A 14,252-nucleotide genomic window follows, 5' to 3' on the forward strand; every position below is an offset into this window, starting at 1 on the left:
CCCTGCAGAAACCTTGGCGTTTCGCGCCCGGTCATCTTTCTGTCCGTGGGAGGGTTTACGGTCTCGGTGACAGACAATAGATCGGGGGTTCGTGGTGAGTACCACCCGGATCGAGAGCACGGCGTACGGCGCCGCGGCTCTGGAGCGCCTGCAAGCCGTCGTCGCGCGGCTCAAGGCCGACGATCCGATGACCCCTGTCACCCTCCTCCTGCCGAACAACCTGGCCGGCGTGATCGCCCGCCGCCACCTCGCCCGCTCCTCGATCGGTGGTCTGTACCTGGCGACCCTCGAGCGACTGGCCGAGCAGGTCGCCGCCGGGCTCCTTTCGCCGCGACGTCCCGCGACCCGGCCGATCGTGGCGGCCACCTGGCGTACGGCGCTCGCGAAGGCGCCAGGCATCTTCGACGAGGTCGCCGAGCACCCCTCGACCATCCAAGCGCTTGCATCCGCCCATCGCGAGCTCCGCGACCTCACCGAACCAGCGCTCGACAAGGTCGCGCACGCGTCCGCGCTCGGCCCCGATCTGGTCCGTCTGCATCGGCACGTCACCGCCGAACTGGCCGCGGACTGGTACGACGCGACCGATCTGCTCCGCGCCGCCGCGTCCCGGATCGCGGCCACGCCTTCAACAGTCGATGAGCTGGGCGCTCTGGTCTTGTATCTCCCGCAAGAGCTGACTCAGTCCGAGGCCGCGTTCGTCGCCGCGCTCGGCGAAGCGGCCGCCGATCTCACGGTCATCGTCGGACTGACCGACGTACGCCGTGCCGACCGCGCCGTCCGGCGATCGCTCGAACGGATCGGGATCGATCTGCCGACGTCGATCTCGAAGAACTACCCGGTCGCGACCGAGATCCTCAACGCGTCCGATGCCGACGACGAGGTGCATTGCGTGGTGCGGGACGTCGTCTCGGCGCTGGAGCACACGCCGGCGCATCGGATCGCGGTCCTGTACGCCGCAGCCTCGCCGTACGCACGGCTGCTGCACGAGCAGCTGTCGGCCGCGCGCATCGAGGTGAACGGTCCCGGTACGCGTCCGGTGCACGAGCGCGCGATCGCGCGGACGCTCCTCGAAGTGCTCGCGCTCGTCGACCAGGATCTGCCGCGAGCGGACGTGTTCCGCGCGTTGGCGAATGCGCCGACACGTGACTTCACCGGCGAACGCATCCCGGTCCCGCAGTGGGAGCGGATGTCGCGGGTGGCCGGGGTGGTGCGTGGAGACGACTGGGACACGCGACTGGCGCGGTATGCCCAGTCGGAGCGACGGACCGCTGACCAGGAGGAGGCGGCCGAGGATCCACGGCCGGCCGCGGTGCGGCGCGCGCAGTACAACGCGTCGACGGCCGAGCGGCTGCATACGTTCGCGTCGACGTTGCGGGCGCGGCTGAGTGCTCTTGCGGAGCTTGAAACCTGGTCATCGTTGTCTGAAGGTGTGCTGCAGCTGTTTCACGATTTGCTCGGGGACTACTCGTCCTTGCCCATCGAGGAGCAGTACGCCGCGGCCGCGGTCGAGGGGTCGTTGAAGGGGCTGTCCACGCTCGACGAGCTCGGTACGCCGGCGAGTCTCGCGGTGCTGCGCGACGTACTCGATCTCGAACTGCAGCAGTCGCTGCCGCGGGTCGGGACGTTCGGGACAGGCGTGCTGGTCGCGCCGCTGTCCGCGAGCGTCGGATTGTCGGCGGACATCGTGTACGTCGTCGGTCTGTCCGAAGACCTGTATCCGGGGCGGGTCCACGAGGACGCGCTGCTCCCCCATCGGGTGCGTGAGGCGGCTGCGCCGGAGTTGGCGTCGTTCCGGGATCGCCTCGACGAGAAGCAGCGGCATCTGCTCGTCGCGTTCTCGGCCGGTGCGCGTGTGGTCGCGTCGTTCCCGCGCGGCGATCTGCGACGGTCGTCGCGGCGACTGCCGACGCGCTGGCTGCTCGGGTCGTTGCGGGAGCTGACAGGTGATCACGCGTTGCCCGCGACGCAATGGGACCGGTACAGCGAGGTGCTGCAGACGTCGGCGTCGTACGCCGGTTCGTTGACGACAGCAACGATGCCGGCGACCGAGCAGGAGTGGCAGACGCGTGCGGCGGCAGCGCGACTGTGGGTTCAGGACGGGGTGCTCGTGCGGGCCCGCGAGCTGCTGCGAGGGCGTGCTTCCGCTGCCTTCACGCGCTTCGACGGGGATTTGTCGGGTGTGTCGGGGCTGCCCGAGTTCGCTGTAGAGGATCGGATTGCGTCACCGACGTCGCTGGAGTCGTATGCGACCTGTCCGCACGCGTACTTCGTCGAGCGGCTGCTGCAGGTGGAGCCGTTGGAAGCGCCCGAGGATCTGCTCGTCATCTCACCGATCCAGGTCGGGAACCTGATCCACAACAGCCTGGATGCGTTCGTGACGCGACTGGCCGGTTCGCTGCCTGGGTACGGCGAGCCGTGGACGGAGGATCAGCGAAAGCTGCTGCTGGCGATCGGAGCGGACCTCGCGGAGCAGTTCGAGGCGGAGGGCCTGACCGGGCATCCCCGGCTGTGGCAGCGCGAGCGGTTACGGATCCTCGGCGACCTGATGGTGCTACTCACCGACGACGATCGCTGGCGGGCGGGTCGTGACGCGAAGGTTGTGGCGAGTGAGCTGACGTTCGGGTTCGACGGCGAGCCTCCGGTGCAGATCCCGGTGCCGTCCGGGCGGGTGCTGCTGCGCGGATCCGCCGACAAGGTGGACGTCGGGGCGGACGGCACCATCTACGTGACGGACGTGAAGACCGGCGGCTTCTCGCGGTACGAGGGCATCGAGGCGGATCCGGTCGCGGGTGGGACGAAGCTGCAGTTGCCCGTGTACGCGTACGCGGCCCGCGCGCGGCTGGGCGAACAGTCCACTCCGGTCGAGGCGTCGTACTGGTTCGTCCGGCGCGGCGGCAAACGGATCCCGGTCCCGCTGACCCCCGAGGTCGAGGCCCGGTACGTCGACACGCTCGACGTGATCGTGTCGTCGATCGCGGCCGGGCACTTCCCGCCGAAGGCTCCCGAGGTGCCGGACTTCCTGTGGGTCCAGTGCCCGTACTGCAACCCCGACAGCCTCGGCCACAGCGAGGTCCGGGCGCGTTGGGACCGCAAACGCCACGACCCGGTGCTCGAACGGCTGGTGCGGCTCATCGACCCGACTGCTCTGGAGGTCGTCGATGAGTGAGCTGTTGCTCGACGGGGCCGCTCGGGACCGGATCCGCTCGGACACCGACACCACCCTCTTCGTCGAAGCAGGCGCCGGGTCCGGGAAGACCCATGCGCTGGTCGAGCGGGTCAGCACGCTGGTGCTGCGGGACGGCGTACCGCTGCGAACGATCGCTGCCGTGACGTTCACCGAGAAGGCAGGAGCGGAGCTTCGGGACCGGCTGCGGGTCGAGTTCGAGAGGGCGCGGAAGAGCGAGGACCGGCAGCTCGCCGACGCTGCGCTGGACGATCTGGACTCCGCGTCGATCGGCACGCTGCATGCGTTCGCGCAGCAGATCCTGCTTGCGCACCCGATCGAGGCCGGGCTGCCGCCGCTCATCGACGTACTCGACGAGGTCGGCTCGTCGGTCGCCTTCGAGGAACGCTGGGCCGAGCTGCAGCAGCAACTCCTCGACGACGACTCGATCGCCGAGCCGCTGCTGCTCGCGATGGCGGTCGGCGTGGAGCTGAAGCATCTCCGATCGCTCGCCCGCCTGTTCGGCAACGACTGGGACCTGATCGCGGATCGGGTTCTGGTCGAGCCACCGGAGCTGGTCGCGATGCCGGATCTCAGCGGCCTGATCGCCGCGGCCGCGCAGATCGGCACCGCGGCCGAGACCTGCCTGGACCCCGAGGACCGGCTGCTGCCGAAGGTCCAGCAGATCCGCGAGCTCGGTCTGACGCTGGACGCGGCGTCCGATCAGGAGACCCAGCTCGCACTGTTGCAGACGTTCCGGAGCCTGAAGGTAGGCAGGATCGGGCGCAAGGAGAACTGGCCGGACATCGCCAAGGTCCGCGCGGACTGCACCGAGGTCGTCGAGGTCGCCGGATCGCTCGTCGAGCTGCTCCTCGACGCTTGCCTCCGGCATCTTTCGCACTGGATCGCGGAGCGGGTGCTGGAGTCGGCCGAGCTCCGGCGCGCCGAAGGACGGCTGGAGTTCCACGATCTGCTCGTGCTCGCGCGCGATCTGCTGCGGCGCGACCCCGAGGTACGCGCGGATCTCCAGGAGCGCTTCGAGCGGTTGCTGCTCGACGAGTTCCAGGACACCGACCCGATCCAGATCGAGCTCGCAGTGCGGATCGCCGGTGGCGCCGAGGCGGACGCCACCGACTGGCACGACGTCGAGGTCCCGGAGGGGCGGCTGTTCGTGGTCGGGGACCCGAAGCAGTCCATCTACCGGTTCAGGCGCGCCAACATCGCGACGTACCTGACGGCGCAGCAGCTACTGGGCGAAACCGTCGCCCTCACGACGAACTTCCGCACGGTGCCGCCGATCCTGAGCTGGATCAACACCGTCTTCGCAACGCTCATCCAGGCCCACGAGTCCGCCCAGCCGTCGTACCAGTCCCTCTCCCCCCATCGCACCAACCCAACCTCCGCCGGCCTGGCGACCTCGCGCACTGCCCCCAGCGCCCCGCCGCCCGACGCACCCGTCAAGGGCGACCAACTCTCGATGTTCGACGAACCCACCCTCTTCGACACGTCCGCGGACTCGGAGGAGCAGGTCAGCGACCTCGCGGCCGTCCTCCCGTTCCGTCGGCGCGGCGCCGACGTACTGCTCGAGCCACCGCCGGACGAGCCCGAGGACCCATCGGCCGGCCCCGCCGTCACGATCCTCGGCGCCACCCCGCACGACGACCTGCCGCGCGCGCAAGCCTCCGTCCTCCGCGAACGCGAAGCCACCGACGTCGCCTCTGTCATCGAGGAAGCGCTCCGCGAGGGCTGGCTGGTGTACGACGACCGCGCGGAAGCCTGGCGCCCCGCGGAGGCCGGCGACATCGCCGTACTCGTGCCGGCTCGTACCTCGCTCCCGTTCCTGGAAGACGCCCTCGACCGCGCCGACATCCCGTACCGCGCGGAAGCCAGCTCCCTCGTCTACCAGACCGCCGAGGTCCGTGACCTGCTCGCCTGCGCCCGCGCGCTGGGCGATCCGAGCGACCAACTCGCCCTCGTCACCACCCTCCGCTCGCCACTGTTCGGCTGCGGCGACGACGATCTCTACACCTGGAAGCGCAACGGCGGCACGTTCACGCTGACCGCCCCGGTGCCCGACCAGCTGCTCACGCACCCGATCGGCGAGGCGATGGAGTGGCTCCGCCGGACGTACTACGCGGCCCGCTGGCTCACCCCCAGCGAGGTCCTCGCGAAGATCGTCGCCGACCGCCGCATGCTGGAAGTCGCCGCGATCGGCCCCCGCGCCCGCGACGCCTGGCGCCGGATCAGGTTCGTCGTCGACCAGGCCCGCGCCTGGTCCGAGGTCGAGCACGGCGGCCTCCGCTCCTACCTCGCCTGGGCCGCCCACCAGGGCGAGGAGACGTCCCGCGTCGCCGAGGCCGTCCTCCCCGAGACCGACGCCGACGCGGTCCGGGTGATGACAATCCATGCCGCGAAGGGCCTCGAGTTCCCGATCGTCATCCTCTCCGGCATGACCGCCTCCCCGAACCGCCAGCGCGGCGTCCAGGTCCTGTGGCCGCTTCCCGGCGGCTACGCGGTGAAGCTCAAGGCGTCGGTCCAAACCGAGGACTTCGACCTCGTCCAACCCGTCGACGAACAGATGGACGACTACGAGCGCCGCCGGCTCCTCTACGTCGCTGCGACGCGCGCCCGCGATCACTTGGTCGTTTCATTGCACCGCTCCGGCAACCGCCGCCACACGAGCAACGCCGAACTCCTCGCGACCGCCGGCGGCGTCGACGCACCGCACGCCACACTCTTCACAGGCCCGCCGGTCCCTGACCGCGAGCCGACCGGCAGCCCTGACGTCACCCCACCGATCTCCCGCACCGAGTGGGAGTCCCGAGCCGCCGCCGCCCAGGCCGCAAGCCGTGCCCGCTCGGCTCAGTCGGCCTCAGGCCTGGAAGGCACCGGCCCGGAACTCGCCCTCATAGCGCAGTCCGCCCCAACCGCCGAGCTGCCCGTCGACGACGAGGTCTTTGCCGCCATCGACCCCGGAACCGCGAAGGGCGCCCGCGACCTCGAGCTCCCACCGTGGTCCAAGGGTCGCTACGGCACCGCGATCGGCCGCGCCGTGCACGCCGTACTCCAGGTCGTCGACCTCTCCACCGGCGCCGGCCTCGAAGCCGCCGTATCGACACAGTGCCTGGCCGAAGGCGTCCTCGAGTACGCCGACGTAGTCACCGCACTCGTCCGTTCGGCGCTCGCGTCCGACGTGGTGAAACGGGCCGCCGCCCGCGAGCACTGGCGCGAGTCGTACGTCGGCACGGTCCAACCCGACGGCACTGTCCTCGAAGGTTTCGTCGACCTCATCTACCGCGAGGACGACGGCCGCCTCACCATCGTCGACTACAAAACCGACGCCATCCCCGCCGCCGCCCTGGACAGCCGAGTCGCGTACTACGCACCCCAGCTCCACGCGTACGCCGAGATCCTCCCGAACACGGCCCCGCCCATCCTCCTGTTCCTGAACCCCAGCGGAGCCATCGAACACCAGGTCCCCTAGGCAAACCCTGGCCGTCCAGGCAATCGCTGGCCCGTTCAGGCAATCGCCGGTGCTCTAGGCAATCGCTGGTGCCCTAGGCAACGATCCGAACGGCCAGCACGACGATCACCGCAGCCGACGCCAACGCAGTCACCAGTCGCCCCAGCGGCCCGGTGAGCAACCGCCCGAGCAACGCGCCACCGCCCGCAAGCAACAGCTGCCAACTCGCCGACGCCACAAACGCCGCCACCACGAACACGATCCGCTCGCCAAGTCCCGCGACACCCGACCCACCAAGCACGAGCGCCGCGAAGTAGATCACCGTCCACGGGTTCAGCATCGTCATCCCAAGCATCCCGAAGTACGCCGCCCACGCGCCGACCGGCGTCTCCTGCTGCAGCGCAACGATCCGCCGCTCGCGATACCGCCGTACCGCCTTGGCCGCCCCCATCACCGCGAGCCCGATCAGCACCACAACCGATGCCCACCGCAACGGCCCGACAACCGGCACCAACAACGGAGCCAAGACCGACCCGGCACCCGCAGCCACCGCCGCGTACCCGCCGTCGGCCGAAGCAACCCCCAACGCCGCAAACGCCCCGACCCGCAACGAACTCCGCGCCGTTAACGCCACCAAATAGGTCCCGACAGGCCCGACCGGCATAGCAACCCCATACCCAGCCAAAAGCCCCGCGACCACAACCCCGATCACAACTGACCGGAGATCGACCCCCACCCACGACCAACCTGCTGCTGCAGAACCCCAGCCACCAAGGCCAAAGCTCCCACCAGCAACACTCCAAAGGTCGTCGTAGTCATGCCCCCATCATGAGCACCCACCCCGACCCCCTCAACCCAATTACCAGTCGCCGCCCCAACAAGCTCCGCGTAAGCTCCAGCCCCAGGCCGTCCCGCTCACCAACCGAACTAGCCAGAACGAGATGGTACCCAGCAATCATCGCCATGCCCTCCAGCCCTTCGGTCGTAACCAGACTCCACCAGGCCAACGCATCAGCCCGCCAGGTGGGCTCCCGGAGTCGCAGCGACCTTGGCTGCCAGCTCCTCGCTGATCGGGTATGGCCGCTCCGCGGGCAGCTCCGCCTCAGCCGTACTCCGCGACACCTGAGCGAGATCCCGCACGCGTTGCATCTCCGCGGTGACATCCTCCAGCCGAACGATCCACTCGTTCACATACCGCCGTACCGCATCGCCCGACAACCCGATCTGGATCGACCGCACCCGAGGCTGCGGCGTGAGCGTCACCGTCTGCTCCGGATCCCACTGAATCCGCACCGGCGCCCCAGTCAACGACGCCTTCCAAGCCGCCTCGGACTCATGAAACCCCGCCTCGTAATGCGAAAGCACCCCACGCCCCAACGCCCACTCGAACCCTTCACGCGAGATGTGAACCCGCAACACCCGAGTCTGCCCCGGCTTCGTCCCCCACCCCGACCGATAAGCCATCCACAAGAACGACGGCTTGATCCAAGTCATCCGCCCCATCCCAAACGGCTCCACAAACGTCCCCGCCCGCAAGGCAGGCTCCGCGATCTCCGCCGAATACGCCTGATACACAGCCACCGACGCCCCGTCATACAACACCCGAACCTGCCGCAACACCCCAGCCTCCATCCCCCAACCCTAAAGACCCCAAGGTCCGCCGACGCCCCTACGCACACCTCAACCGCCGCCTCGCCGAACCGCTGACGGCTTGTTGCACCACTAGCGCCCTACAACCCGCCACTACTGAAACAACCCGCCATCCGAGCCCGACCAACGCATCCAACGCACCGGTCGACCACGAACCGCCAACTCCCCTCGCCCACCGCAGGCCAGCTCACGACTCCCCGAGGATGACAGCAACCTCCGGCTCGTACGTCGCGACCGCACCGTCGCCGGCCGGCCAACAGTTCCCGCGACTGGAAGGTCGGCACAACCACAGCCTCGAACCAGACATCGACGGGAGGCGAGAAGTCGGCAACGACATAGGCCTCAGCCTCGGCCGCCAACAGGCGCTCATCGTCGCCTACTGCCTCGTAGATGAACCTTGCCTCGATGACCGGGGAGATCGGTCGGACTGCCACAGTTCTGAGATTCGGCGTGACCAGATCCCACAGAGCGCGCTGGACGGACAACAGAACTTCGGTCCGGAACGCGGCAGAGTCTGTTGTCACCTCGGCATCTCCTGCGATGCGACGCTCATCAGTCATCTGGTTCGAATTCGATCAGGTCTAGTCGGCACGAACGAGCACGGTGTGGTACGGCACCTCGCCTCCACCCCAGTCCGGACCTAGAGCAAAGGCTCGCGACCAGTGTCGGCCGATGTCCTCCATCTGACGGAGGTACGTCGGTAGTTCTCCGAGGTCCTCCTTCAACACCTCGCCCGCGTGGTCGACGATCGTGAGATACCGCTTCGCAGGCATCCACTCCAGGTCAGTCATACACTCGTCGAACGCCGGCCAGTTCCATCCGAAATACTCCGGCAACATAAATTCCCTCACGTATTCCTGAAAGAGCGCGTCGAGCGTCCTCATCCGCCGCCCGTCGAAGCGCGTGACCATTCCATCCGCAGACTCGATCGGAGCCAGTAACTGATTCACGGTCGCCTGTTCGACCTCATGAACCCACGGACCACCAGGACTGGTGAAGTCGATCATTCCGTCCACCCTATGAATGTTCGATAATGGTCAGGCGAATAGTAAACGGAGCCATCAGATCCAGTCACGATCCGCTCTCCCCCAGGCTTGGGATTCGCAGCCGACGGAACCGTTCCCCACTCGCGATATGTGACTGGCGAACCATCACGCCCGGTACGGGGTAAAATCGCGCCGCCGTTCCTCCCGTCGTTCTTGAATATCTTCGGTACAGCCGGACCGAGGATCTCCCCTTGCACGATAACACCATCCTTGCGAATACTCTTCATCACAGCGAGCGATTCGTCCGGAATGCCATATGTAGTTAGAACATTGCCGCTCGACGTCTGCCCCATTGACCGAGCAAGACTATTGCTTCTGGCCCTGCCGAGCGCGGGGAAGCGGCTTGATACGAGGCCGACTGCTACGTCGGCTACTAGTTGGGAACAGTTTCCCTTGAGTACGCAGGCTTGGGAGTCGAGGATGCCGGAGGCGCCGGCGGAGATTACGCCGGTGGCTGAGGAGATTTGGAGGAAGATGGGGATTGCGGGGGCGCAGGCTCGGGCGACTGTGCAGACTACGGCTCCCGTTAGGGCGGCTACGGAGATGTAACCGGAGATGTGGGAGACGTCGGTGAGGGTGCCCTCGATGTCGTCTAGGCCCTGTAGGTCGGTGGTTTTGAGGGGGTTGCCGCTGGTGTAGGCGTAGGGGTTGGCGGAGCCGGCTTGGTCTGTGGTGAGGAAGGTGCCGGTGGTGGGGTTGTACTCGCGTTGGCCCAGGAGGTAGTTGCCGGACGGGAGTTGGAGGCCGCCGATGTAGCCGGGTGTCTGCTGGGTGGTTGGCTTGGTCGGGGTGGGCGGCGCTGACGGGCCGGCTCGGGTCAGGCCGTAAGGCTCGTAGTTTTGTTGAGCGGGCTTGGCGGCCGTTGCCGTGAGAACTGAACCGTTCGGGGCGGTGGTGAGGGGAGTCCACGTACTCGGGGTCTGTTGTGCGAGGAGTCCGGAGCCATACAGGTAGCGGGTCGGTCGTGACCCTTCTGTGGTGTTGAGGATTTGGGGTGAGAGGGGGTCCCAGAGGTAGCGGGTGGTTTGGGGGCCTGTAGTGGAGGTGGCTCGGCGGCCGTCGCCGGTGTGGGTGTAGGTCGTCGTGGCGCCGGCGGTCGTGGAGGTGGTGGGTTTGCCGGCGGCGGACCAGGTGTAGGTGGTGGTGCCGTCGGAGGTTCGGTTGCCGTCGGGGTCGTAGGTGTAGGCGCGGGTGGTTGGTACGTCGAGTGGGTAGTTGGCGGGGGTGGTGAGCGAGGCCTGGAGTTCGTTGGCGGGGCCGTAGAGGGACCAGGTGCTGCTCGTCGGGCGCTTCTCCCAGGTGCGGTTGCCGTTGGCGTCGTAGTCGTAGCGGATGTAGTCGCTTGCCTCGTCTGTGCACTGGTCAACGCCGTAGCAGGCTGCAGTCAGGCGGTTCAGAGGGTCGTACGTGTACGACGACTTGCCGGCGACGGAGTCGTCGGAGCGGGTGATGTTGTCGGCGGCGTCGTACACGGAGGTCGTCTTGCGTAGCGGGCGCCCGTTCTGGGCGACGGTTAGGGACGTGGTGCGGCCGCGGACGTCCAACTGCTCGGTCTTGATCAGCCCGCCCGGTTGGGTCGTGGTGATCGTGCCGCGGGCAGCGTCGTAGCGATACGAGGCCAGAGGTTTGCCATCAGCTGCCGCGGAGGTCAGACGGTTGCCGGCGTCCCAGGTGTACGACTCGGCGTGGCCGGCTGCCGTCCGTCCGGTGAGGTTGCCGACGGCATCCCAGCGGTAGGACACGGCACCAGCTGACGTGAGCTGGTCGAAAGCGTCGTATCCGAAGCGGGTGAGGCCCAGGCCGTCGGTCATCGACGTACGACGGCCTGCGGCGTCCCACGTGTAGCTGACCGTGGGTGTCTTGTCGGAGTACGAGATCCGCAGCGGCGCACCGCGCGCATCCAAAACAAAGGACGCCGTCTTGCCTGAGGGCAATGTGGTGCGGATCAGGCGGCCGGCCTTGTCGTACGCGAACTTCCAGGTGCGACCGCCGTACGTCGCCTCAGTTGTCCGGCCCGCGCCGTCGTACGTGAAGGTCTGCGAACGGCCGCTGGCGTCGACGATCCCCGTGACCCGGCCGGATGCGTCGAAGGTCGTGGTGGCCTCGGGCAACGACGGTCTGGTGACGCCGACCACTGCGCCGGCGTCGTCGTAGCGCAGCTTGGTCGTGCCGCCGCGGGCGTCGACGAGCGTGGATACGCGACCTTGCCCGTCGTACGTCTGGCTCGTGGAGACATCAAGCGGCCCATGCTGCGAGAGCGGCTGGTCGTCGTCGTTGTAGGAGACCGTGCTGACGGCACCGCGCGGTGAGGTCGTCTTGATCGGCCGCCCCCAGCCGTCGTACTCGAGGCGGGTCACCTGACGCAACGGGTCCGTGACTGTCGTCAGATCACCGTCGGCGGAATACGCGTACCGCACAACACGACCCAAAGCATCGCGAGACGCGGTGACAAGCCCACGTGCGTCGTAGCTCACCGACGAGGTGCGACCGGCGTACACCGTACCAATCAGGTTCCCGCGGACGTCATAGGTGTAGGTCGTCCGCCGCCCGAGCGGATCCACCGTCGCGACGACGTCGTTGCGGGTGTTGTAGGTACGTCGGGTCACACCACCGACCGCGTCGGTCGAGGCGACAACGCGGCCGAGAGCGTCGTACTCGTGCCGGGCGCCATGCCCCAGGCTGTCGAACACCCGGATGAGGTTGCCCTTGGCATCGTAATGGAACGTGGCCGTGGCGCCGGTCGGATCTGTTTGGCGGATCAGCCAGTTCCGCTCGTACTCGTTGATCCACTTCCCGCCCGTCGGGTCGGTCATCGTCGACGTACCGCGAATGCCCTCGGTCTCCCACGACCACGTCGACCGACCGCCCTTGCCATCGGTTTGCGCGACGACCCGCCCGTCGGCGTCGTACTCCGTCACGTACGCCGGCTTGGCCGCATCCCCCACCGTCTCCGACGTCAGCCGCCCACCGGAGTACTCGTACCGCGTGCGAATCCCACCCGGCGACGTCACCCCGACCAACCGACCGTCGGCGTACTCGTACCGCACCGTCCGCGGCGCAACGCCCGGCCCCGACAACCGCACCGACGCGATCTGCCCCTGCTCGTTGTAGTCGTACGACAGCGACCGCCGCCCGTTCGCGACCGCCTGCACCCGCCCCGAGACCCGCCCGATCGTCACCCCTTGACCGTTGCGATCCCGGATCGCCTGTAGATCACCGGCCGCCGAGAACTGCATCCGCACCTGGTCGACACTCGTCAGCAGGTACGTCGACCCCGACCGTGCCAGCGTGAACCGCGCGGCCCCCGGCTCCACGGCGAACCCAGTCCCGCGACGCGTGAACCCGATCTCCCGCCCATCGGACGCCAGGTACCGCGCGCCGGCCGGCGATAGCTCGAGGCGGTCCGAGTACGACGCCCGCCACCCGGCACCGAGCGTGCCGGTGGATCCGTCGTTCGAGTTGTACGTCCGCGTCACCGCGAGTGGTACGCCGAGCGCCGTCACCGAAGCGTCCGTCTCGACCGCGGCCAGCGCGCCTGTCAGGGAGTTGACGGGATCGGACTGCATGGCGAACGGCCCGAAGAACGCCCGCGCCTGTTTGTCCGGGAGCACGAACCCGGGCGCACCGGCGTAGATCATCACCGAGGCGGACGCCGAACCCTTGCCATTCGTCAAGGAGACGCTCAGCAGGTTCGGCGAGCCGACGAACTTGCAGTCGAGTGGCACGAAGACCGACCAGCTCAGCGACTGGGTCCGCGCCGGCTTCGGCTTGGGCACGTTCTCGCAGGGCCAGTGGTTGACCTGCCACGTGCGGGTGTCGGTGATCCGGAGGTAGCAGAGGTCGATCGTCAGGTTGAACGTCCGGGCCTGGAAGGTGAAGGTGAGCCCGGTGCCCGCATGAGCCATGCCGCCGTCGAGGGCGATCTCGGTGCCGGTGCTCAGGACTTCACCGTTCGCAGAGACGGTCATGTCCGGATGTAGACACGGATACTCGTCCGGCTTCGCTGCGTACGCGACCGGTGTGAAGGGCAGGAGCAGGACCGCGAGGACGAGCGCAACAAGCCTGTTCCGCATAGTTCGCCTCCGCTCAGTCGTGGCCTTGTGACAGAGAGTTTACGGAGATTGGCCTGCGAAAAGAGCGGATGGTTACAGGTTGTGGATAACGGGCAGTGACTTTGGCGTGCGGGGGGCCGCGGAGTCGCTACGATCTGCGGAAACAGGTGAGGAACGTTCGAATGATGGTCCGCCCGCTGGCGGGTCTGCCACCACAAGTGTGAGGGTGTGGCTCATGAACATCGGTACCCGGAAGATCGTCGTCGACGAGGCGATCGCGCAACTGCGGCTGTACGCCGAGACGAACGGCGCCGTGCTGCAGTACTACGACGGGCTGCCGGGTATGACTACCGTCGGTGGCTCCGACCCGAACCAGGTGACGTTCGAGGACCTGGGCAGGATCATGGTGATCGGCGCCGACCTGCGGGTGCTGGACATCCCGTGGCTGCTCGAGGTGGAAGCCGAGAAGGAGCTCGCGGCGATTCCGGTGGACGCGCGCCTCGAGGACGCGGCGCCGGGGAGTGAACTGTTCGAGGCGGCGATGGCGCTGGACGACAAGTTCACCGGCCACCGCGGGTTCGGGCACGCGAAGAAGTCGAAGCTGCTGCACCTGAAGCGGCCGTACCTGTACCCGGTGACCGACAGCTTCATCCGGATGACCTACGGCTCGGCGTCGGCCGGAGCCGAGTTCCTCAAGGCAGTCCGCGAGGACCTGGTGAACCCGGCCAACGTCCGTGACTTCAAGCTGCTGCAGGTCCGCCTGACCGCGGAGCCGGCGACCAGCGCCGCCCGTCTGCTCGGCGAGGTGCCGACGCTCCGCCTCCTCGACATCCTCGCCTCCCTGCTGGGCGAGGCGAAGTAGAACCGAGGCGAAGTAG

General features: G+C 67.7%; 8 protein-coding genes. 3 read left to right on the forward strand and 5 right to left on the reverse strand.

Going from position 1 to position 14,252, the window contains the following annotated elements; all coding sequences use genetic code 11:
• The first annotated feature begins 94 nt into the window (after positions 1-94).
• Positions 95-3,166, forward strand: coding sequence for a PD-(D/E)XK nuclease family protein (locus tag E0H45_RS22285; protein WP_131340173.1), 3,072 nt, complete (start codon positions 95-97; stop codon positions 3,164-3,166).
• A complete protein-coding gene (locus E0H45_RS22290; RefSeq protein WP_131340175.1) occupies positions 3,159-6,647 on the forward strand; it encodes a UvrD-helicase domain-containing protein in 3,489 nt (1,162 codons plus the stop codon). Before E0H45_RS22285 ends, E0H45_RS22290 begins: the two co-directional genes overlap by 8 nt.
• Before the next feature lie 73 nt (positions 6,648-6,720).
• Here E0H45_RS22290 and E0H45_RS22295 read toward each other — a convergent pair whose 3' ends face one another.
• The 5 genes from E0H45_RS22295 to E0H45_RS22310 form a co-directional block, all read right to left on the reverse strand.
• Positions 6,721-7,290, reverse strand: a complete 570-nt coding sequence (locus E0H45_RS22295) for a LysE family transporter (protein WP_131340177.1) — start codon at positions 7,288-7,290, stop codon at positions 6,721-6,723.
• A 347-nt stretch (positions 7,291-7,637) separates the two neighbouring features.
• Entirely contained in the window at positions 7,638-8,258 is a 621-nt protein-coding gene (locus E0H45_RS22300) for a DUF4291 domain-containing protein (RefSeq protein ID WP_131340179.1), read from the reverse strand.
• 98 nt (positions 8,259-8,356) lie between these two features.
• Positions 8,357-8,836, reverse strand: coding sequence for a MafI2 family immunity protein (locus tag E0H45_RS43960; protein ID WP_475009179.1), 480 nt, complete (start codon positions 8,834-8,836; stop codon positions 8,357-8,359).
• A gap of 21 nt (positions 8,837-8,857) precedes the next feature.
• Entirely contained in the window at positions 8,858-9,283 is a 426-nt protein-coding gene (locus tag E0H45_RS22305) for a barstar family protein (RefSeq protein WP_131340181.1), read from the reverse strand.
• Positions 9,280-13,395: a DUF6531 domain-containing protein gene (locus tag E0H45_RS22310; protein WP_131340183.1), complete on the reverse strand. Its 4,116-nt coding sequence runs from the start codon at positions 13,393-13,395 to the stop codon at positions 9,280-9,282. The genes E0H45_RS22305 and E0H45_RS22310 overlap by 4 nt, the downstream gene beginning before the upstream one ends.
• Before the next feature lie 214 nt (positions 13,396-13,609).
• Here E0H45_RS22310 and E0H45_RS22315 point away from each other — a divergent pair, with 214 nt between their 5' ends.
• Positions 13,610-14,236 carry a DUF6308 family protein gene (locus E0H45_RS22315; protein WP_131340184.1) on the forward strand — a complete coding sequence of 209 codons (627 nt, stop codon included), beginning with the start codon at positions 13,610-13,612 and terminating at the stop codon, positions 14,234-14,236.
• The last annotated feature ends 16 nt before the right edge of the window (positions 14,237-14,252 follow it).

The organism is Kribbella soli (genome assembly GCF_004331345.1).
Classification (GTDB): Bacteria; Actinomycetota; Actinomycetes; order Propionibacteriales; family Kribbellaceae; genus Kribbella; species Kribbella soli.